Here is a 20,593-nt window from a genome sequence, read left to right as displayed (position 1 = left end):
TTGATAATCGACGTCAAAGGCGATTGATCTTCTACATTTTGTAAAAGATCGTTCGGGTCAGTACTCCTTGTTGTCGGACCACATCTCCGGCGTGAAGCGGATCACGCGGTTTCGCCCGCGCTCCTTGGCCTGGTAAAGCGCGACATCGGCAAACTTGACGGCCTGCCAGAAGGTTTCGCTGTCGGTCGGGAAGTCGGAAATGCCGATCGAGATGGTCTTCTGGATGACGATGCCGGCCACCGGCACCTTGAGGCCTTCGACGGCCAGGCGGATTTTCTCGGCCACCTGATCGGCCGCCTCGCCGTGGCTGTCGATCAGGATGATCAGGAACTCCTCGCCGCCGTAGCGGATGAGCAGGTCGGAGGCCCGCACCGACTGCTTGAGCAGGTTGGACAAGGCTTTGAGCACCGCATCGCCGGCATCGTGGCCATAGGTGTCGTTGACCATCTTGAAGTAGTCGAGGTCGAGCATCAGGATGGCGGCATGTGTCCGTTTGCGCTGGACGCTGGCGACCAGGGTCTCGACGTACTCTTCGAGGAAGCGGCGGTTGTTGAGGCCGGTCATCGGGTCGCGCAGCGTCGAGTCGCGCAGGCTTTCCATCAGGCGCTTGGTTTCCAGCACCGGCGCGGTTTCGCGCAGGTAAACGTTGATGAAGGGCAGCTTGGCCTGGAGTTCGGCCTCATCGGCGGGCGTCGCCAGCAACTGGACGACGCTGCCGACCGAGCCGGACTGATTGACCGGGAAGCAGACGTGACGCCGCTCGCCGACTTCGGCCGGCGGCTGGAAGGAGTAGCAGATCTGCGGATTGCTGATGCCATTGACGATGTGACCGGTGCGCCGGACCCGGCAGGCTTCCGGCCGCACGAGGATCTGCGGGTCGCACCAGCGGCAGGTATCGGCAATTTCGCCGTCGACCATGATCGCCCGCATCTGTTTCTTGTTGCTGGCGATTTCATAGAGTGAGAACTCCTTGAGCCCGAACTCGCTCTGCAGTGTGCTGGTCAGGCGCTGGTAAATCTCGGCTTTCGATTCGTCTTCCTCGATCGCCTGCTTGAAGTGCGCCGCCCGGGTCAGGCCTTCGACCATGTCGATGGTCGCCGTCAGCAGATTCTCGCCGGGTGCCGGGGTGCGCTCGGTGAGGCGGGCGACGTTGCTGCCGATGCGATTCAGGCCGTCGTCGAGAAAGGTCAGCAGACGGTTCATGTCGGTCGCGATCTGGCCGATTTCGTCATTGGTGTGCTTTTCGACATGGGCCTGGAAGTCGCCGCGCAGGGCGCGTTGGACGGCTTCCTCGACGGCGCGGGCAGTTTCCGAAATCGGCCGCAGCAGGCGGCGCAGCAACAGGATCAGCAGCAGGGCGAAGAAGGTCACGGCACCGGCGATGCCGGCCACCGTCAGCAAGGCCTTCTCTTTCAGGGCATCGATCGACATGCCGATGCTGACCGCGCCGAGCACCGCGCCTTCGGCCACCTGGTGGCATTGCAGGCAATTGGGATTGCCGCTGGCCGTGGCGATGTAGGGAATGACCCCGCGGAACAGGGTTTCATCGCCGACGTTCACCAGTTCGAAGCGCGGCTTGCCTTCCCTGAGCACGAGTCTTTCCAGATCGTCGGCGGCGGCCTCCTGGCTGAGCCCCTTGCCGAATTGCCGCTCGACTTCCGGCGAGCGGATGACGCGCGCCGATTTCAGTCCCTGAACTTCGACCAACCGTTGTAGGAAGCGCTCCCGCTTGTCGATCACCCCGTTGATCATCGACTCGGTCAGGTGCAGGCGGACAATCTCGCCGGCCGTGCGGATATGTTCCGTCGCCGAGGCGATCGAAAAGCTGCGGAAGGCGTAAAGGCTGATGGCGACCAGTACCGCCAGCAAGGCAGCGGCGATGGCGATGAAAAAGAGAGTGACCTTGGCGTTCAGATTCACGGCAATGCTTTCTAGAGACACTGTTGCGAAAGTGGGCAATTATGTCCGAGTTCGGCCGGCCGGTGATGCCAAAAGCTACATAAATCAGCCAGCTATGAAGAAATAGTCGGCCAACCGTGAAATTTCACCGCCCCGGCCGCTCGTTTGTCACGCCGTGACGTCGTTTGTGCCGCGTTTTGCAGCAGCCAGCCGGCTTTTGGCCGGCCGAGCCCGGTATCGGCGACGATTAATGTCCGTTTAAGGATGCCCCCTTAATCTGCACGCAACATTGTTTTCAACAGGTTGTGCAGCATGCAGAGTTTGTGCCGAAAAATCAGGGAGAGTCACGCCGCCGCGGTCATGCCGGTCCATACGGTGATCGGTTCGGTGCGCCGGGCGGAAGCGGAAGCCTTCGTGCGCCAGGTATTCGCCCGCCGCTATCGGGCCGATGTCTCCAGTTTTGCCCGAATCTGACCCTGCTCGAACAAAACAGCCAGATCATCGCCACGGCCGGTTGGCGGGGCGCCGAAACCGGCCAGCTCTTTCTCGAACGTTACCTCGATCAGCCGATTGAGCAGGCCATGGCCGGGCTCGCCGGCGAGGCGGTCGAGCGTCGGCAGATCGTCGAGGTCGGCAATCTGGCTTCGGATAAATCCGGGGGCAGCGTCCAGGTCATTCTGGCCCTCGCCGGCCACCTTGCCGCCCAGGGCTACCAATGGGGGTATTCACCGCCACCGGCGAACTGATCCGTATCTTTGCCAAGCTCGGTCTGCCGCTGCTGGCCCTGGCTCCGGCCGATCCGGCCCGGCTCGGGAGCGAAGCCGGGGCCTGGGGCAGTTACTACGAAACGGCGCCGGTTGTCGTCGCCGGCCGTATCCGCTGGGCCTTCGAGCGCCAGGAGCTGTGGACATGAAGCCCGCCGACCTTTTTTCGGCGCTGGCCGCCCGCCCCGCCGATGCGGTCGCCTTGCGCCAGGGCACCGAGGAATGGACGTTCGGCGAACTGCTCGCCGCTGTCGAAGCCTTGCTCCCCCGCCTGGCCGCTTGCCGGGTGCTGGCCGTGCTCGCCGACAACAGCCCGGCCTGGGCGATCGCCGATCTGGCGGCGCTGGGGAACGGTACGGTTCATTTGCCGTTGCCGACCTTCTTCAGCCCGGCCCAGTTGCATCACGCGCTGACCGAGACCAGCACCGACGTCGTGCTCAGCGATCAGCCGGAACGGATTAGCGGCCTCGACCTCGGCTTCGTCGCCGGCGGCGAGTGGCAGGGGCTGACCTGGTTGCAACGTGCCGTCGCTCCGCTCAGCCTGCCACCGCGAACCGCGAAGATCTCCTTCACGTCCGGCAGCAGCGGCACCCCCAAGGGCGTCTGCCTGTCGGCCGCCGGCCTGCTCGACACTGCTGGCGCGCTGCACGAGCGTCTCGGCGATCTGCCGATCAGCCGCCATCTGGGCGTGCTGCCCCTGGCCTTGCTGCTCGAGAATAGCGCCGGCCTCTATGCGCCCTTGCTGCGCGGCGCCGAGATTGTGCTGCCGGCACTGGCCAGTTTGGGCTGGCGCGGGATGGCGGGTTTCGATCCGTCGGCTCTGCAGCAAGTGGTAATCAGCTGCCGGCCGCAAAGCCTGATCCTGGTTCCCGAACTGCTCAAGGCCTGGGTCATGTACCTGCAGGCCACGGGCCTGCCCGCCCCCGACAGCCTCTGTTACATCGCGGTTGGAGGCGCGCGCGTCGCGCCCGAACTGCTGCTCCAGGCCCGCGCCCTAGGCCTGCCGGCCTACCAGGGCTACGGCCTGACCGAATGCGGCTCGGTGGTCAGCCTGAACCGGCCGGGCGACGACGGCGACGATGTCGGCCGGCCGCTACCGCACGTCGACGTCCGTATCGCCAAGGGCGAAGTCCATATCGCCAGCCGGGCCTTCCTCGGCTATCTGGGGGATCCCGCTGCCGTCGCCGGCGCCCGGCAGACCACAGAATTTGCCACCGGCGATCTCGGCAAATTGAGCGGCGATGGACATCTCCGTCTGGCTGGGCGGAGCAAGAATCTGCTGATCACCTCGTTTGGCCGAAACATCGCACCGGAGTGGGTCGAGGCCGCCTTGCTGGCCCAGCCGGCGATCGCCCAGGCCGTGGTCGGCGGCGATTTTCGGCCGTGGTTGTACGCGCTGCTGGTGCCGGCTCCGGGTTGTGGCGAACCGGAACTTGCCGCCGCGGTCGAGCGCGCCAATCTGACGCTGCCCGATTACGCCCGCCTCGGCAACTGGCTCAACGTGCCGCCCTTTACGCCGCAAAACGGACAGGCGACCGGCAACGGCCGACCGATTCGCAACGCCATTCTTGAACACCATGCCGCGCCCATCGCGGCGCTTTATGAAAATGAGGAAACCGCCCATGTCTTTCTATGACCAGCTCGCCGCGTCCACCGCAAACGAACGCGCCTACCTGCTCGCCGCCCCGATCATCGCCGACTGCCTGCAAGGCCGTGTCGATCTCGCCAGTTACCAGTCCTTTCTCGCCCAGGCCTTTCACCATGTTTGCCACACGACACCGCTGTTGATGACGCTGGGCGGCAAGCTGTCCGGCCCGCGGGGCTGGATGCTGCGTGCCGTCGCCGAATACATCGATGAAGAAATCGGCCACGAGGAATGGATACTCAACGACATCACGGCCACCGGCGGCGATGCCGAGGCCGTTCGCAACAGCCAGCCGGAACTGGCCACCGAAGTGATGGTGGCCTTTGCCTACGATCTGGTGAATCGCGGCAACCCGGCCGGCTTTTTCGGCATGGTCTTCGTCCTTGAAGGGACCAGCGTCGCGCTCGCCTTGACTGCCGCCGACCGCATCCAGCAGGCTCTCGGCTTGCCCGACAACGCCTTCTCCTACCTGCGTTCGCATGGCACGCTGGATCAGGAGCACACCCAGCATCTGGCCCGCTTGCTAGAGAAGATGACGGCGCCGGACCAGGCCGAAGTCATCCGTTGTGCCCGCATTTTCTATCGCCTCTACGGCGCCATCTTCCACGCCCTGCCGTGTTGCGCGGAGGCCGTATGCAACTGAGCCGGGCGCGCGTCCTGATCACCGGCGCCAGTGGCGCCCTCGGTAGTGAGCTGGCTCGCCAGCTGCACGCGGCGGGTGCCGCCGTTCTGCTCGCCGGCCGCGATGCCGGGGCTTTGGCCGCGCTGCAGGCGGTCCTCGGCGAGCGCTGCGATTTCATCCGGGCTGACCTGAACAGCGCTGCCGACATTGCCGCGCTGACCGAAGCAGCTTGCCGCTTCCAGGTCAATGTCCTGGTCAACAATGCCGGGGTCGGTGGTTTCGGGCTGCTCGAAAACCAGGACTGGCTGAGCGTCGAGCGCATCCTGGCGACCAACCTCGAAGCGCCGATCCGCCTGACCCAGGCCTTGCTGCCCGCCCTCAAGGCGCAACCGGAAGCGGCTATCGTCAATATCGGTTCGACCTTCGGCAGCCTGCCCTTTGCCGGCTTCGCCGCCTATTCCGCCGCCAAGGCCGGGCTGCGCGGCTTTTCGCAGGCCCTGCGCCGCGAGTTGGCCGATAGCACGGTCGGCGTCATCCACCTCGCGCCCCGCGCCATCGACACCCCGCTCAATTCACCGGCCGTCAGACGCCTGAACCAGGCGCTGAAGAGCCACACCGACTCGGCGGCCGATGTCGCGGCGCAGATCGTCGCCGCCATTCGGCACGGCCAGGGCGAACGGCATTTCGGCTTCCCCGAGCGCTTCTTTGCCTGGCTCAACGGCATTGCACCGAGCTTGATCGACCGGGCGTTAGCCGGCAAACTATCTGTCATTAAACGGTACGCACCGGCGCGCTGAATTCCCGAAAGGAAAACCCCCATGAATACCAAGATTCGTTACCTGCTGAGCCTGGTCCTGTTAGCCGCCGGCAGCCAACTGGCTAGCGCCGCCAGCCCCGACGAGGCGATCCGCCCGATCCAGACGCAATGGGCCGAGATCAGATATCGTCAGGCCGCACCGCAGCATGCCGAGCAATACCGCGCCCTGGCGCTGGAGGCGCGCAAGGTGGTCGATAGTCACCCCGGCATGGCCGAAGCCTTGATCTGGGAGGGCATCGTGCTCTCCAGCGAGGCTGGCGCCAAAGGCGGGCTGGGTGGTCTGGCGCTGGCCAAGGAGGCCAAGGAGCGCCTTGAAACTGCCCGCTCGCTCAATGAAACGGCCCTCAACGGCTCGGCCTATACCAGCCTGGCGACGCTCTACGCCAAGGTGCCGCGCTGGCCCCTCGGCTTCGGCGACAAGGAGCGCGCCGAAATCTACTTCAAGAAATCCCTGAGCATCAATCCGGACGGCATCGATCCGAACTACTTCTACGGCGAGTTCTTGCTGGACAATAGCCGGGCGGCGGAAGCTAGGGGCTATCTCGAAAAGGCCGTCAAGGCAGCGCCGCGCCCCGGGCGGGAGCTCGCCGATCGCGGCCGCCGCCAGGAAGCGCAAGCCCTCTTGAACAAGCTTAACCAGGAAAGCCGTTAATTGAGAATTCTGTTGGCCGAAGACGATGCCCTGCTCGGCGATGGCATTCGCAGTGCCCTGAAACTGGCCGACTATGCCGTCGATTGGGTGCGCGACGGCGAAGCGGCGCGTCTGGCGCTGCTCGACCATCCCTACGACGCCTGCGTGCTCGATCTCGGGCTGCCGCGATGCGACGGGCTGACCGTGCTCAAGGGCCTGCGCAGCCGGGGAGCGACCTGCCGGTCCTCATCCTGACCGCCCGCGACACCAAGGCCGACCGGATCTCCGGCCTGGACAGCGGCGCCGACGATTATCTGACCAAGCCCTTCGATCTTTCCGAACTGCATGCCCGCCTGCGCGCCCTGATCCGCCGGGCCGGCGGCCGCTCCGGGCCACTGCTCAAGCATGGCGGCCTCTGTCTCGATCCGGCGACCCGGCAGCTCACCCGGCACGGCGAGCCGCTGATCATCTCGGCGCGGGAATACGCGCTGCTCTTCGATCTGCTCAGTCATCCCGAGCACATCCGGTCCCGCGATCAACTGGCGGAAAGCCTTTATGCTTGGGGCGAGGAGAAGGACAGCAACATTATCGAAGTCTACATTCACCGGCTGCGCAAGCTGCTCGGCAACGAAGCCATCGTCACTGTGCGCGGCCTCGGCTACCAACTCGGCAAACAGGACCAATGCGCTCCCTGAACGCCAGCTCGCTGCGCTGGCGCCTGATCCGCGCCATCTCGCTGGTCGTCTTGCTGGTCTGGGGGATGGGCGCCTACTTCAGTTACACCAAGGCCGAGCACGAAGCCGAGGAGCTGATGGATGGCAACCTGGCCCAGCACGCCCGGCGTCTGCTCGCCCTGGCTCGTCACAACGAGACTGACCTGACCGGCTTGGCGCAATATCTGGAGACAGCTACGGCCGAGCCGCCCAGCCTCTACGAATCGCCGCTCGAATTTCAGCTGGCCGCCGCCGATGGCAAGTTGCTGATGCGCTCGCGGCATGCCCCCGAGACGCCAGTTGCCAACTCGCCGGGTTATGCCAATCTGGTCCGCGATGGCCAAGGGTGGCGTGTCTTCTGTACCAGCGACGTTCAAACCGGCCGCCAGGCCATCGTTTTTCAATCCATGGAACTGCGCGATACCGTCGCTCTCGAGATCGCGACGCGCACTGCCCTGCCGATCGGCCTCGCCCTGCCGATCCTGCTGGCGCTCATCTACTATTCGATCCGCCGCAGCCTGAAACCCCTCGACGATCTGGCCGCGGAAGTGGCTTCGCGCTCGACCGGGAATCTGGCCGAACTGGAAAGCAAGCCGGCGCCGCTCGAATTGCAGGGCTTGGCCGAAGCGATCAATCACCTGCTGCAACGGCTGCGTCGGACCCTGGAAAACGAGCGCCGGTTCACCGCCGACGCTGCGCACGAACTGCGCACCCCGCTCGCCGCCCTGAAAATCCATGCCCAGGTCGCCCTGGCTAGCCGCGATGCCGAACAGCAACAGCATGCGCTGACCCAGACCATCAACGGCGTCGACCGCTCGACCCGCGTCGTCGAGCAATTGCTACGCCTGGCCCGGCTCGACCCGCTCTCACGGCCCGGCGACATGGGGAACGTCGATCTCGGCGAACTGGCTGCCGAGGTGGCCGCTGCCGCCGAGGGGCAGGTTGAGCGGAAAGTGGTTCTGACGTTGCCGGCAAATGCCGTGGCGATCGAGGGCGATCGCGGATTACTGGCCGTCGCCTGGCGCAACCTGCTCGAAAACGCCCTGCGCTACACCCTGCCCGGCGGCACGATCACGGTCTATGCCGCAGCCGACGGCGGCGCCATCTGCATCGGCGTGGCCGATGATGGGCCGGGCTGCCCGGAGGCCGAACTGCCTCGTTTGCATGAGCGCTTTTTCCGGAGCAGCCAAGCGCGGGCCGAGGGCAGCGGGCTCGGCCTGGCCATTGTCAGTCGCATCGCCGAACTGCACGGGGCGCGCCTGGAACTGGCCAACCGCTCCGGCGGCGGCTTCGATGCGCGGATCCGCTGGCCGGCCTGAAGCCGCTAGCGGCTGCCATACACAACAAAACGCCCCGGTTCCCCGGGGCGTCTCGCTTCCTGCTTCTCTGTCGAGGCTGGGCGTCTGAAGCGCCTTTCCCGGGTACTGCTTACTCCATCGCTTCGTACAGCGGCAGGGTCAGGAATTCCGGGTAGTCCTGGGTCAGCGACATCTTGTCGAAGATGACCGCGGCCTGGTCGTAGGTGGCGGTGTCTTCCCCCTGGGCAACGACAGTGGCCTTAACCTTGGCCAGTTCTTCGGCGATCATCGGGCGCACCATGTCTTCGGTGACCTTGCGGCCGTCGTCGAGGATGCCCTTCGGCGAGACCACCCACTGCCAGACCTGGGAGCGGGAGATTTCGGCGGTGGCGGCATCTTCCATCAGGTTATGGATGGGCACGCAGCCGTTGCCGGCCAGCCAGGAGCCGAGGTAGTGGATGCCGACGTTGATGTTGTTGCGCAGGCCGGCTTCGGTGATCGGCTGTTCCGGCTTGAAATCGAGCCACTGGGCCGGGCCGAACTTGCCTTCGACCTGCTTTTCGAACTGGTTCGGCTTGTTGCCGAGGACCTTGACGAACTCTTCCATGGCGATCGGCACCAGGCCCGGGTGGGCCACCCAGCCGCCGTCGTAGCCGTCGTTGGCGTCGCGGGTCTTGTCGTGGCGGATGCCGGCCAGGGCCTTTTCGTTGGCCACCGGGTCGTTCTTGATCGGGATCAGGGCCGACATGCCGCCCATCGCCGGGGCGCCGCGCTTGTGGCAGGCCTGGACCAGGGCCAGGGCGTAGGAGCGCATGAAGGGCACTTCCATGGTGATGGCGCCGCGCTGGGCCAGGCAGAAGTCCTTGTTCTTCTTGAACTTCTTGATGCAGGAGAAGATGTAGTCCCAGCGTCCGGCATTCAAACCAGCGGAGTGGTTGCGCAGTTCGTAGAGGATTTCTTCCATCTCGAAGGTGGCAAGGATGGTTTCGACCAGCACGGTGGCCTTGATGGTGCCTTGCGGCAGGCCGATGTGGTCCTGGGCCATCACGAAGATGTCGTTCCACAGGCGGGCTTCGAGGTGGCTTTCCATCTTCGGCAGGTAGAAGAAGGGGCCGGCGCCGCGGGCGATCTGTTCCTTGGCGTTGTGGAAGAAGACGACGGCGAAGTCGAAGATGCCGCCACCGACGCGCTGGCCGTCAACGAGGACGTGCTTTTCGTCGAGGTGCCAGCCGCGCGGCCGGATCTGCAGGGTGGCAATCTTGTCGTTGAGCTTGTATTCCTTGCCGTTCTCGCCCTTGAACGAGAGTTCGCGGCGGATCGCCTTGTAGAGGTTGATCTGGCCCTGGATCTGGTTGTCCCAGTTCGGAGAGTTGGAATCCTCGAAGTCGGTCATGTAGGAGTCAGCGCCGGAGTTGAAGGCGTTGATGATCATCTTGGCTTCGACCGGGCCGGTGATTTCGACGCGGCGGCAGTGCAGGGCGGGCGGCACCGGGGCGACCTTCCAGTCGCCTTCGCGGATGTGCTTGGTTTCCGGCAGGAAGTCCGGCATTTCGCCGGCATCGATGCGGGCCTGGCGGGCGACACGGGCCTTTAACAGTTCCTGGCGGCGGGCTTCGAAGGCGCGGTGCAGCTTGGCGACCAGTTCGAGGGCTTCGAAAGTCAGAACGGATTCATAACCGGCTTTGATCGGGCCGGTGATTTGCACGCCTTGTGGCAGATTGAGGCTCATGAGTGCTCCTTGTCGTTAAGGTTGAAGGTTGGAAACAGTGATCGGGTCAGCCGTGCAGGCCGCGTACGTAGGTCAGGACGTCGGACAACTGGCGGCCGGTGGCTGTCGGTGAGACATCGAGAACCTCCTCCGGTTGCTGGCTGCGATTGACCCAGAAGGTGGTGAAGCCGAACCAGGTGGCGGCGCAGGCATCCCAGGCATTGGCCGAGACGAAGAGGATGTCCCGGGCCGGCAGTTGGAAGGCATCGAGGGCCAGCTGGTAGACCTCGGGCGAGGTCTTGAATTTCTGTACGCTGTCGGCCGACAGGATGTGGGCGAACAGGTGGTTCATGTCGTTGTACTTGACGGCGATGTCGAGCATCGAGTGCGTGCCGTTCGAGAGGATGGCGAGCGGGATGCCCATGGCCTTGAGCGCTTCCAGCGTCGCCAGGTTTTCCGGGAAAGGGCGCAGGCAGGCGTACTGGTTCATCAGGTGCTGGCGCTGCGAGTCGGTCATCGCGAGTTGCAGACTGCGTGCGGCGAAAATCAGCGCATCGCGGGTGACTTCCCAGAAGGTGCGGAACTGGCTGCTCATGCTGCGGATGCGCGTGTATTCGATCTGCTTCTGCCGCCACAGGATGGTCAAGGCTTTCCCCTGGCCGGGGAAATATTCCTCGGCCAGCGCTTCCATGCAATAGACGTCGAACAGCGTGGCATAGGCGTCGAAGGCGATGGCTTTGATCGGGGCGGCAGGTGCTTGCGTCATGATAGGTCCGAAGTTTATTGTTACTTGGCGGATAAGATAAGTGGCAAAATCGGCGTTAATTCTTTTACTAAAAGTATCGAATAGATGGATACCTTCAAGCAGATTTCCGCTTTCGTCAATGTCTCGACGCGCGGTAGCCTGTCCGCGGCGGCGCGCAGCGAAGGCGTTACGCCGGCCATTATCGGCCGCCGGCTCGATGCGCTGGAAGCCCGGCTCGGCGTCAAGCTGATGATCCGTACGACGCGCAAGCTGACCTTGACTTTCGAGGGCCAGGCCTTCCTCGAAGATTGCCAGAAGGTGTTGAACGATCTGGCCAATGCCGAAGCCGCGGTCTCGCTCGGCGGCGTGCGGGCGAGCGGCCAGTTGCGGGTCTCGGCGCCCTCCGGTTTCGGCCGTCGGCACGTCGCGCCGCTGGTCGGGGATTTCATGCAGGCCAATCCCGAGGTGACGGTCAATCTCGACTTGAGCGATCGCCTGGTCGACCTGGTCAATGAAAACATCGACTGCGCCATTCGCATCGGTGAACTGACCGACTCCAGCCTGGTCAGTGTCCGCTTGGGCGAAATGCGCCGCATGGTGGTGGCCAGCCCGGCTTACCTTGTGGCGCATGGCGTGCCGCGCGAGCCGGCCGATCTGGCGGCGCACAACTGCCTTTCTCTTGGCCAGCAGCGCGGCTGGGTTTTCCGCGACCCGCAGGGCGGGCAGGTCGATACGATCAAGGTCGGTGGTAGCTTCGAATGCAACGACGGCGCCGTGCTGCACGAGTGGGCACTAGCCGGGCGCGGCCTGGCCTGGCGTTCGTTGTGGGAGGTCGGGCAGGACCTCAAGGAGGGCCGGCTGACCTCGGTGCTCGACGCCTGGCAGGCACCGCCGATGGGCATCTACGCGGTCTTTCCGCAGCGCCGCCACCTGCCGCTACGGGTCCGGCTGTTCATCGACCTGCTCAAGGAAACCTACGGCCGGGCCAGTTACTGGGAACTGCGGTGAAGCGGCCGCTCTATCGGGTGTTCGGCGTCACGGCCTTGGTGCTGGCATTGGCCGGGGTCGTCCTGCCCCTGCTACCGACCACGCCCTTCCTGATTCTCGCCGCCTATTTCTTCGCGCGTTCGCACCCCGAGTGGGAAGCCCGCTTGCTGGCCCATCCGACCGCCGGGCCGGCGATCCGGGCCTGGCGCGACCATGGGGCGATTCCGCTGGTCGCCAAACGGCTGGCGACTCTGCTGCTGGCGATCAGTGCAATCGGCGGCTGGTTCGGCCTGCCCGCACCCTGGTGTTATCTGCCGGCGGCCATCGGCGGGCTGGTGCTGACCTGGATGTGGTCCCGGCCGAGCATCTGAAGCGCGGGGAGTCGCGGTCGGCGGATAGGTACTTTGGCACTGGCCTGAACGACTTATCCGAGAACAGCTCGGACCTTGAAGTGCGAAATTTTCACCTTGATATGCTCGGTGATTGTTTCCAGGCCTTGGGCGGCGAATGCGACTTCGTGGTCGTCAGCGACCATTTGGGTTTGATTGTGGATTCCGATGGGCTTCGGGATCGAGAGGAACTCGGTTGGTGCGGTGTAGTCCCATAGCCACGGGAAACATTCATCCCGTTTGCTTGGCATTTTTACCGTGGTGGTCCTACGCCGCTGGTAAGCGTTTCGGGCTGATGCGGCAAGAACTTTCATCGGTACTACAGCATTGAAGACAGGAGACAAAAATGAATAAGGCACTTCAAGGTACGCGACCTACCCGCCAGCTTCTCTCAATGACGCTCATCGGCTTACTGGCCTTTACCGCTCCGGCATTCGGGGCAGGGTGGGCGGTCAGTCTGTCCGGCGCCCAGGAGGTACCGCCCAACAGCAGTGCGGCCAAAGGCTCCGGGGAAATCAGCGTGATGCCAGACGGCATGGTCAGCGGCTCGATTATGGTCAGCGGGATGACGCCGACGGCAGCCCATATCCACGATGGCGCCAGCAGTGCGAATGGGCCTGTGATCATCAAGCTGGATCGGACTGCGAACGGATTCGCCGTTCCTGCCGGCGCCAAGTTCACCGACGAGCAACTGGCCAAGTTCAAGGCCGGCAACACTTACGTCAACGTCCACAGTGAAGCCTTCCCGCCGGGTGAAATCCGCGGTCAGTTAAAGCCACCTGCAATGCCGAAATCCGGCTACTGAAAGCGCCGGGTCGGGGCGGGCCCGCCTCACTTGCTGATGTGAAATGAAAAGGCCGGCACCTTGTGAGTGCCGGCCTAGTGCTACCGGGTAAGGTAGCAATTCAAAGCTTTAAGCTGCTTAGTGGAACTGTTCTTCTTCGGTCGAGCCGGTCAGCGCGGTGACGCTGGACTTGCCACCCTGGATGACGGTGGTGACTTCGTCGAAGTAACCGGTCCCGACTTCCTGCTGATGCGAAACGAAGGTGTAGCCACGGTCGCGAGCAGCGAATTCCGGCTCCTGAACCTTCTCGACGTAGGCCGACATGCCGCGGGCAACGTAGTCTTGAGCCAGATCGAACATGTTGTACCACATGGAGTGGATGCCAGCCAGGGTGATGAACTGGTACTTGTAGCCCATGGCGCCCAGTTCCTTCTGGAACTTGGCGATGGTGGCATCGTCCAGGTTCTTCTTCCAGTTGAAGGACGGCGAGCAGTTGTAGGCCAGCATCTTGCCCGGGAACTTGGCATGCACGGCGTCAGCAAAACGCTTGGCGTATTCAAGATCCGGGGTACCGGTTTCACACCACACCAGATCGGCGTACTCGGCGTAGGCAACGGCGCGGGAGATGGCCTGTTCCAGACCCTTCTTGGTCTTGTAGAAGCCTTCGGCGGTGCGTTCGCCGGTCAGGAACGGCTTGTCGTTTTCGTCGTAGTCGGAGGTCAGCAGGTCGGCTGCTTCAGCATCGGTACGGGCGATGACCAGGGTCGGCACGCCGCAGACGTCTGCAGCCATACGGGCAGCGATCAGCTTCTGGATGGCTTCGGCGGTCGGAACCAGCACCTTGCCGCCCATGTGGCCGCACTTCTTGACGGAAGCCAGCTGATCTTCCCAATGTACGCCGGCAGCGCCGGAGCGGATCATCGCCTTCATCAGTTCGAAAGCGTTCAGGACGCCGCCGAAACCGGCTTCAGCGTCGGCCACGATCGGGGCGAAGTGGTCGATGTAACCCTTGTCGCCCGGGTTGGCACCTTTGGACCACTGAATTTCGTCAGCACGGGTGAAGGCGTTGTTGATGCGTTCGACAACCTTTGGCACGGAATCAACCGGGTACAGGGACTGATCCGGGTACATGGCGGCGTATTCATTGTTGTCGGCAGCAACTTGCCAGCCGGACAGATAGATGGCCTTGATGCCGGCCTTGACCTGCTGCATGGCCTGACCACCGGTCAGGGCGCCGAGGCAGTTGACGTAGGGTTCGTTGTTGACCAGATCCCACAGCTTTTCGGCACCGCGACGGGCCAGGGTGTATTCGACCGGAACCGAGCCGCGCAGGCGGACGACGTCAGCAGCGGAGTAGCCGCGCTTGATGCCTTTCCAGCGGGGGTTGGTGGCCCAGTCTTTTTCCAGTTCGGCGATTTGCTGTTCGCGTGTGCTCATGTCTGTTCCTCGAAAGTTGGCAGTAGTTGAATTACTCGACGTCGCCGTGGCTAATGGTCAGCTGGCGTTGGTCGACGGTTTGCAGTATAGGTTTTTTCATGCAGTGCAGCAATAGTCTTATATAAGACATAAGACAATTTGTTTTTGTTTAAAATCATGTGGTTGTTTTGCGCATTTTGCAATGTGAAATTGCGTGCGCGGTTGTGAAATGTGCCGGCGGCTCGCCGATTGTTTTTTGTATGACGCATGCCCAGCCATAGGGGCTTTCGTGGCTTGACGACAGAGGTTTATGGACGTCCAATCCCTGCACTAAAGCAATAAGGAGAGTGAGATGGGGACATTGCGGCAACTATATGAATGGAACGAGCGGACCTTCTGGAATTCGCTGACCAAAAAGCTGATGAGCTTTCTGCTGTTGTTTGTGATCGATACGGTTTATCTCGGTATCTATATCCATCACAAGTCGGTGGTGGCGGCCGAATTGAAGAAGGCCGCGGTCAATGAAGAGATCGTCCTCCGCATCGGCGGCATTCTCGATTCCGGGTTGGCCCTGATGATCGGGCTGACGGTCATTGCCTTGCTCTGGAATGTTCTCCAGATTCTCTACCTGCGCTATCTGATCGTTCGTCCGATCCAGAGCATCAGCGGTATCTTTGACGAGATAGCCCGCGGCGAGGGCGATTTCTCGCGCAACCTGCCGACCGTGACCCACGACGAACTGCGGGTCCTGGCCGAGAGCTACAACCGGTTTGCCGACAAGATGCGGCAAATCATCAATGAAGTGCGCAAGATGACGGTCAATATTGCCCGCGAGGCCGTCATGATGAAAAAGAATGTCGGTGATACGGCGCGTCTCTCGGCCCGTCAGGGCGAGGTTACCGAGGCCGTGTTCACGGCCAGCAACGAAACGATGCGGGCGATCCAGGATGTTTCGGCGTCGACCGAGGTCATCTCGCACTCCACTGAGCAAAACCTGACGACCGCCCGCCGGTCGATGGAGGAAATGGCGGAAATTGTCGACAAGGTCCAACTGGTGACCGAAAAACTGGGGCGCTTCAACGATACCGTCGATAATCTGGCCCAGCGTTCCGACAGCATCCGGCAGATTGCCAGCCTGATCAAGGACATTGCCGATCAGACCAATCTGCTGGCGCTCAATGCTGCGATCGAGGCCGCCCGGGCCGGCGAAATGGGCCGCGGTTTCGCGGTCGTCGCTGACGAAGTGCGAAAACTCGCCGAACGGGTCAATGTGGCGACCCAGGACATCAGCAACAACATCGGGGGGATGATCGATCTGGTTCGCGAAACGCAAAGCGAGAACGAAATGATCAATAACGATATCCGCCAGACCCGGCTGGTGGTCGAGAGTTCGTCCGATCAATTCAAGCTGATGGTCAGCGATTTCGAACGTACGGGCGGGCAGTTGGCCCAGATCGCCACCGCCATGGAGCAACTGACGGCCACCAACGCCCAGGTGCACGAGAGCGTTACGCAGATTCACGACTTCTCGGCCGATATGTCGAGCAACATGGAAGGTTCCGAAAAGTCGTCACTCACTCTGGTAGCGGCGACCGAGAGCGTTCAGGAGCTGGTCTCCCGGTTCAAGATCGGGCGCGGGACCTTCGATCGCAACGTCGACGTTGCGCGCAAATTCCGCGATGCGCTGCAGGCCAGACTGGAAGACATGAAGGCGCGGGGCATCAATGTCTTCGACCGCAATTACCAGCCGATACCCGGCACCAACCCGCCCAAATACTCGGTCAGCTACGAGAATGCCTACATGCAGGAGTGCCAGAGCCTGCTCGACGATGCGCTGGCAGAGGTCACCGGCGGCGCTTATGCCGTGGCCGTCGACACCAACGGCTACCTGACGGCGCACAACACGCGATACTCAAAGCCGATGACCGGCGATTATCAGGCCGATCTGGTGGGCAATCGGACTCGCCGGAAATTCGAGGCGCCGACCGAATTGCGCGCCGCGCGCAACACCCAGTCCATGCTCCTGCAGACCTATCTGCGCGATACGGGGGAACTGCTCTGCGACATGGCCATGCCGATCCATGTCGGCGGCCAGCATTGGGGCAACGTGCGGGTCGGCTGCGACAGCAAGGCCTTCCTGGATGCCTGAGCGGCGGGGGAAGAAAGGGGAATTTCCCATTTTTTCCTCAGTTCAGGGGGGGGCTGCTGACCAGAATGCCGTCTTCGTCGGCGTACAGCCATTCGCCGGGGTGGAAGGTGACGCCGCCGAAGGTCACGGCGACATTGCGGTCGCCGACGCCCTTTTTGAGGGTTTTTTGCGGATGGGTATTTAGGGCACGTACGCCGATGTCGATGCCGTTGATATCGGCCGAATCGCGGATGCAGCCGTAAACCACGACGCCTTCCCAGCCATTCTTCTGCGCCAGAATGGCCAGTTGGTCGCCGACCAGGGCGCAGCGCAGCGAACCGCCACCGTCGATGACCAGGACCTTGCCCTTGCCGTCTTCACCGAAGATTTCGCGGACCAGTGAATTGTCCTCGAACAGCTTCAGCGTGACGATGGCGCCGGAAAAGCTGGCGCGGCCGCCATAGCGCTGGAACATCGGAGCGACGACGCGCACGGATTTGCCGAGTTCGGTTTCGAATTCATCGCAAAGGTCGGGGGTCTTGAAGGTCATTGTGGTCTCCCTGGCAGAAAAAAAGCCATGCAGAGCATGGCTTTGTTGGAACGTGGTTAAAGTTTAAACGATGGCTTCGCTTTTTTCTTCTTCGAAGTTGAGCTTGATCTTGCCGTCCTTGTCGAGATCGACCGTGACATGACCGCCGTTGGCCAGCTTGCCGAACAGCAACTCGTCGGCCAGCGCCGAACGGATGGTGTCCTGGATCAGCCGGGCCATCGGGCGGGCACCCATCAGCGGATCGAAACCCTTCTTCGCCAGCAGTTCCTTCACCGCCTCAGTGAAGTGGGCTTCCACCTTCTTCTCGTGCAACTGTTCCTCGAGCTGCATCAGGAACTTGTCGACGACGCGCAGGATGACCTCGTGGTCGAGCGGCGCGAAGGAGATGGTGGCATCCAGACGGTTGCGGAATTCCGGCGTAAACAGGCGCTTGATTTCGGCCATCTCGTCGCCGGTCTGCTTCGAGCTGGTGAAACCCATGCTCGATTTCTGCAGGTCGGCGGCGCCGGCATTGGTGGTCATGATGATCACCACGTTGCGGAAATCAGCCTTGCGTCCGTTGTTGTCAGTCAGCGTACCGTGATCCATGACCTGCAACAGGATGTTGAAGATGTCTGGGTGCGCTTTCTCGATTTCGTCGAGGAGCAGCACGCAGTAGGGTTTCTTGGTGACGCCTTCGGTCAACAGTCCCCCCTGCTCGAAACCGACATAGCCCGGTGGCGCGCCGATCAAGCGCGATACGGCATGGCGTTCCATGTACTCGCTCATGTCGAAACGCAGCAGTTCGATGCCGAGGCTGTAGGCGAGTTGCTTGGCGACTTCCGTCTTGCCGACCCCGGTGGGGCCGCTGAACAGGAAGGAACCGATCGGCTTGCCCGGGTTACCGAGGCCAGAGCGCGCCATCTTGATGGCCTTGGCCAGCGCATCGATCGCCTTGTCCTGACCGAAGACGACGGTCTTCAGGTCGCGGTCGAGATTCTTCAGGGCGCCGCGATCATCCAGCGTCACATGCTGCGACGGGATGCGGGCGATCTTGGCGATGACTTCCTCAATGTCGGTCTTGTTGATGACCTTCTTCTGTTTCGACTTCGGCAGGATGCGCTGAGCAGCCCCGGCTTCGTCGATGACGTCGATGGCTTTGTCGGGAAGATGACGATCGGTGATGTAGCGAGCCGACAATTCGACCGCCGAAGAAATCGCCGTCGCCGAGTACTTGATGCCATGGTGCGCCTCGAAACGCGACTTCAGGCCCTTCAGGATTTCGACGGTTTCGGCCACTGATGGCTCGTTGACGTCGATTTTCTGGAAGCGGCGGGAGAGGGCGCTGTCCTTCTCGAAAATGCCGCGGAATTCGGTGTAGGTTGTTGCACCGATGCACTTCAACTGCCCGGACGAGAGTGCCGGCTTGAGCAGGTTGGAGGCATCCAGCGTCCCGCCCGAAGCGGAACCGGCACCAATCAGGGTGTGGATTTCATCAATGAACAGCACGGCGTTGGGATTGTCGCTCAACTGCTTGAGGACGCCCTTCAGGCGCTGCTCGAAATCGCCGCGGTACTTGGTGCCGGCGAGCAGGGAGCCCATGTCGAGGGAATACACGTTGGCCTTGGCCAGGATTTCCGGTACCTCGCTCTCGACGATGCGACGGGCCAGTCCTTCGGCGATCGCCGTCTTGCCGACCCCGGCTTCGCCAACCAGCAGCGGGTTGTTCTTGCGGCGGCGGCACAATGTCTGAATGACGCGCTCGAGCTCCTTGTCGCGTCCGATCAGCGGGTCGATCTTGCCCTGCAGTGCCAGGGCGTTGAGGTTGATCGTGTATTGCTCGAGCGGGCCGGCCTGTTCCTTCTCACCCTCGGTCTCGACCTGTTCTCCCTCGATCGGTGCCTTCTGTTGCGGCACCTTGCTGATGCCGTGCGAAATGTAGTTCACGACGTCGAGGCGGGTCACGCCCTGCTTTTGCAGGAAATAGACGGCGTGCGAATCCTTCTCGCCATAGATGGCGACCAGCACGTTGGCGCCATTGACTTCCTTCTTGCCGGAAGACTGGACATGCAGGATGGCGCGTTGGATAACGCGCTGGAAGCCGAGCGTCGGCTGGGTGTCGATGTCGTCCTCGCCGGAAACCGTCGGCGTGTGCTCGTTGATGAAATTGGTCAGGTCCTTGCGTAGCGTGTCGGGCTTGGCACCGCAGGAGCGTAATGCTTCTGCTGCCGACGGATTGTCGATCAGAGAGAGCAGGAGGTGTTCAACGGTGATGAACTCGTGGCGTTTTTGACGCGCCTCGACAAAAGCCATATGCAGGCTGACTTCGAGTTCCTGGGCAATCATCAGTTTTCCTCCATGACGCAAGCAAGCGGGTGGTGATGCTGGCGGGCGAACGCACTCACCTGTTCAACTTTGGTGGCCGCGATGTCGCGCGGATAAACCCCGCACACGCCTCGACCTTCGTTATGAACTTGGAGCATGATTCGCGTCGCTTGTTCAGTATCCAGAGAAAAAAAACGCTGGAGAACGACAATCACGAAATCCATGGGCGTGTAATCGTCGTTCAACAACATCACCTTATACATCTTAGGCGGCTCCAGCTTGGTGCGCTGTGCCTCAAGTTGTCCGCCTTCCTGAAACCTCGTAGCCATGCTTTCGATTCTATACAGTCCGATTCAATCTGCAACCTGAAACATGGGGGCGTGAGCTCCGAATTTCCAGTCCTGTACAAGCAATTCTCTTGCCTGTTTTATGCTGCGCTGCCACATCGATACTTGTTGACGACATAATTCAAGTGGCGTAGAAAGCAATCGTGTTTGGCTTCAAGATGCATCAATGGTGCCGCAATGCACCGGGTCACTGAGCTCAAACAGGGAGTCGGGGCGACCCGTAAATTTGTTCGTTTTTTGTAAGAAAGTTGCAAACATGGCAATCGGTACTGTCAAGTGGTTCAATGATTCCAAGGGCTTTGGTTTTATCACTCCTGATGATGGCAGCGAAGATCTTTTCGCACATTTTTCCGCCATCAACATGAATGGTTTCAAGACCCTCAAGGAAGGTCAAAAAGTTTCCTTTGACGTCGTGCAAGGCCCCAAGGGCAAGCAGGCTTCCAACATCCAGAGCACCTGAGCACCGGATAAACAGCACGTTAAAGCCCGTCTGGCTTCAGATGGGCTTTTTTCTTTTGGGGCTCCGGTTTTAGTTAGGTAACGGTAATTTCGTCCTGCCGCTTGTCGCCGAGGTTGTCCTGCCAGTAGACCGACAATTTGTCGCCTGCCTTGATGCCGCGGGCCTTGAAAGCGAATAGCGGATTCTTCGCGATCGAAGTGTTGAGCTGCCCATCGATCAGCGGTTTGCCGTTATGGCTGACCGAAAAGGTCTGAATGAAATGGACAGGCAGGGTCTGTCCCTGATCATCCTTGCGCTGCCCGGTTTCCATGGGGTGCTGCAAAAGGATGCGGATGTTGACAATTTCGCCCTGAATTTGTGCGCGAATCTTGATCTGGTCTGCCACG

The 20,593-nt window shown here is 61.8% G+C and carries 20 protein-coding genes and 2 pseudogenes; 13 read left to right on the top strand and 9 right to left on the bottom strand.

The annotated features are described in order from the left end of the window. Positions 1 to 57 precede the first annotated feature (57 nt). The gene (locus NQE15_RS21080; protein WP_265944446.1) at positions 58 to 1,920 is read right to left on the bottom strand and encodes a diguanylate cyclase; all 1,863 of its coding nucleotides are present in this window, start codon (positions 1,918 to 1,920) and stop codon (positions 58 to 60) included. A 291-nt stretch (positions 1,921 to 2,211) separates the two neighbouring features. Between NQE15_RS21080 and NQE15_RS21075 the strand changes: the two genes are divergently transcribed. The 8 genes and pseudogenes from NQE15_RS21075 to NQE15_RS21035 all read left to right on the top strand — a co-directional run bounded on the left by NQE15_RS21075 (position 2,212) and on the right by NQE15_RS21035 (position 8,410). Continuing rightward, entirely contained in the window at positions 2,212 to 2,373 is a 162-nt protein-coding gene (locus NQE15_RS21075; RefSeq protein ID WP_265950420.1) for a hypothetical protein, read from the top strand. Further along, positions 2,325 to 2,812 (top strand): annotated as a pseudogene (locus NQE15_RS21070) (thermostable hemolysin). Before NQE15_RS21075 ends, NQE15_RS21070 begins: the two are co-directional and overlap by 49 nt. Next, the gene (locus tag NQE15_RS21060) at positions 2,809 to 4,299 is read left to right on the top strand and encodes an AMP-binding protein (RefSeq protein ID WP_265944442.1); all 1,491 of its coding nucleotides are present in this window, start codon (positions 2,809 to 2,811) and stop codon (positions 4,297 to 4,299) included. The pseudogene NQE15_RS21070 and the gene NQE15_RS21060 overlap by 4 nt, the downstream one beginning before the upstream one ends. Further along, entirely contained in the window at positions 4,286 to 4,951 is a 666-nt protein-coding gene (locus tag NQE15_RS21055; protein ID WP_265944440.1) for a TenA family transcriptional regulator, read from the top strand. Before NQE15_RS21060 ends, NQE15_RS21055 begins: the two co-directional genes overlap by 14 nt. Further along, complete coding sequence (locus NQE15_RS21050) at positions 4,942 to 5,727, top strand: SDR family oxidoreductase (RefSeq protein WP_265944438.1); 786 nt, start codon at positions 4,942 to 4,944, stop codon at positions 5,725 to 5,727. The genes NQE15_RS21055 and NQE15_RS21050 overlap by 10 nt, the downstream gene beginning before the upstream one ends. Before the next feature lie 21 nt (positions 5,728 to 5,748). Further along, positions 5,749 to 6,399 carry a hypothetical protein gene (locus tag NQE15_RS21045; protein WP_265944436.1) on the top strand — a complete coding sequence of 217 codons (651 nt, stop codon included), beginning with the start codon at positions 5,749 to 5,751 and terminating at the stop codon, positions 6,397 to 6,399. Continuing rightward, positions 6,400 to 7,073: pseudogene (locus NQE15_RS21040) on the top strand (response regulator). Further along, a complete protein-coding gene (locus NQE15_RS21035) occupies positions 7,061 to 8,410 on the top strand; it encodes an ATP-binding protein (RefSeq protein ID WP_265944434.1) in 1,350 nt (449 codons plus the stop codon). The pseudogene NQE15_RS21040 and the gene NQE15_RS21035 overlap by 13 nt, the downstream one beginning before the upstream one ends. 109 nt (positions 8,411 to 8,519) lie before the next feature. Here the strand turns inward: NQE15_RS21035 and aceB are convergent, their stop codons facing one another. Together aceB and NQE15_RS21025 are read right to left on the bottom strand one after the other, a co-directional pair. Then, complete coding sequence (gene aceB / locus NQE15_RS21030) at positions 8,520 to 10,118, bottom strand: malate synthase A (RefSeq protein WP_265944432.1); 1,599 nt, start codon at positions 10,116 to 10,118, stop codon at positions 8,520 to 8,522. A gap of 46 nt (positions 10,119 to 10,164) precedes the next feature. Then, positions 10,165 to 10,863: a haloacid dehalogenase type II gene (locus NQE15_RS21025; protein ID WP_265944430.1), complete on the bottom strand. Its 699-nt coding sequence runs from the start codon at positions 10,861 to 10,863 to the stop codon at positions 10,165 to 10,167. 84 nt (positions 10,864 to 10,947) lie between these two features. Between NQE15_RS21025 and NQE15_RS21020 the strand changes: the two genes are divergently transcribed. Beyond that, positions 10,948 to 11,850: a LysR family transcriptional regulator gene (locus NQE15_RS21020; RefSeq protein ID WP_265944428.1), complete on the top strand. Its 903-nt coding sequence runs from the start codon at positions 10,948 to 10,950 to the stop codon at positions 11,848 to 11,850. Beyond that, positions 11,847 to 12,200 carry a YbaN family protein gene (locus NQE15_RS21015; RefSeq protein WP_265944426.1) on the top strand — a complete coding sequence of 118 codons (354 nt, stop codon included), beginning with the start codon at positions 11,847 to 11,849 and terminating at the stop codon, positions 12,198 to 12,200. Before NQE15_RS21020 ends, NQE15_RS21015 begins: the two co-directional genes overlap by 4 nt. A gap of 53 nt (positions 12,201 to 12,253) precedes the next feature. Here NQE15_RS21015 and NQE15_RS21010 read toward each other — a convergent pair whose 3' ends face one another. Further along, the gene (locus NQE15_RS21010; protein WP_265944424.1) at positions 12,254 to 12,532 is read right to left on the bottom strand and encodes a hypothetical protein; all 279 of its coding nucleotides are present in this window, start codon (positions 12,530 to 12,532) and stop codon (positions 12,254 to 12,256) included. A gap of 32 nt (positions 12,533 to 12,564) precedes the next feature. Between NQE15_RS21010 and NQE15_RS21005 the strand changes: the two genes are divergently transcribed. Further along, entirely contained in the window at positions 12,565 to 13,023 is a 459-nt protein-coding gene (locus tag NQE15_RS21005; RefSeq protein ID WP_265944423.1) for a CHRD domain-containing protein, read from the top strand. A gap of 117 nt (positions 13,024 to 13,140) precedes the next feature. On the opposite strand, the gene aceA is transcribed toward NQE15_RS21005, so the two are convergent. Then, positions 13,141 to 14,439 carry an isocitrate lyase gene (gene aceA, locus NQE15_RS21000; RefSeq protein WP_265944421.1) on the bottom strand — a complete coding sequence of 433 codons (1,299 nt, stop codon included), beginning with the start codon at positions 14,437 to 14,439 and terminating at the stop codon, positions 13,141 to 13,143. Positions 14,440 to 14,770: 331 nt separating this feature from the next. Here aceA and NQE15_RS20995 point away from each other — a divergent pair, with 331 nt between their 5' ends. Continuing rightward, positions 14,771 to 16,567 (top strand): methyl-accepting chemotaxis protein, encoded by a 1,797-nt coding sequence (locus tag NQE15_RS20995; RefSeq protein ID WP_265944419.1) that lies wholly within the window; start codon positions 14,771 to 14,773, stop codon positions 16,565 to 16,567. Positions 16,568 to 16,604: 37 nt separating this feature from the next. Here NQE15_RS20995 and rraA read toward each other — a convergent pair whose 3' ends face one another. The 3 genes from rraA to clpS form a co-directional block, all read right to left on the bottom strand. After that, positions 16,605 to 17,096, bottom strand: a complete 492-nt coding sequence (gene rraA / locus NQE15_RS20990; RefSeq protein ID WP_265944416.1) for a ribonuclease E activity regulator RraA — start codon at positions 17,094 to 17,096, stop codon at positions 16,605 to 16,607. Between the two features lie 63 nt (positions 17,097 to 17,159). Next, on the bottom strand, positions 17,160 to 19,421 hold the full coding sequence (gene clpA / locus NQE15_RS20985; protein ID WP_265944414.1) for an ATP-dependent Clp protease ATP-binding subunit ClpA: 2,262 nt from the start codon (positions 19,419 to 19,421) through the stop codon (positions 17,160 to 17,162). Further along, positions 19,421 to 19,729, bottom strand: coding sequence for an ATP-dependent Clp protease adapter ClpS (gene clpS, locus NQE15_RS20980; RefSeq protein ID WP_265944412.1), 309 nt, complete (start codon positions 19,727 to 19,729; stop codon positions 19,421 to 19,423). The genes clpA and clpS overlap by 1 nt, the downstream gene beginning before the upstream one ends. Before the next feature lie 274 nt (positions 19,730 to 20,003). Between clpS and NQE15_RS20975 the strand changes: the two genes are divergently transcribed. Further along, positions 20,004 to 20,207, top strand: a complete 204-nt coding sequence (locus NQE15_RS20975) for a cold-shock protein (protein WP_066880803.1) — start codon at positions 20,004 to 20,006, stop codon at positions 20,205 to 20,207. A gap of 73 nt (positions 20,208 to 20,280) precedes the next feature. On the opposite strand, the gene soxZ is transcribed toward NQE15_RS20975, so the two are convergent. After that, complete coding sequence (gene soxZ, locus NQE15_RS20970; protein WP_265944406.1) at positions 20,281 to 20,592, bottom strand: thiosulfate oxidation carrier complex protein SoxZ; 312 nt, start codon at positions 20,590 to 20,592, stop codon at positions 20,281 to 20,283. Position 20,593 lies beyond the last annotated feature (1 nt).

The sequence above is a fragment of the Dechloromonas sp. A34 genome (assembly GCF_026261605.1).
Taxonomy (GTDB): domain Bacteria; phylum Pseudomonadota; class Gammaproteobacteria; order Burkholderiales; family Rhodocyclaceae; genus Azonexus.
This window is presented reverse-complemented; position numbering and strand designations above follow the sequence as displayed.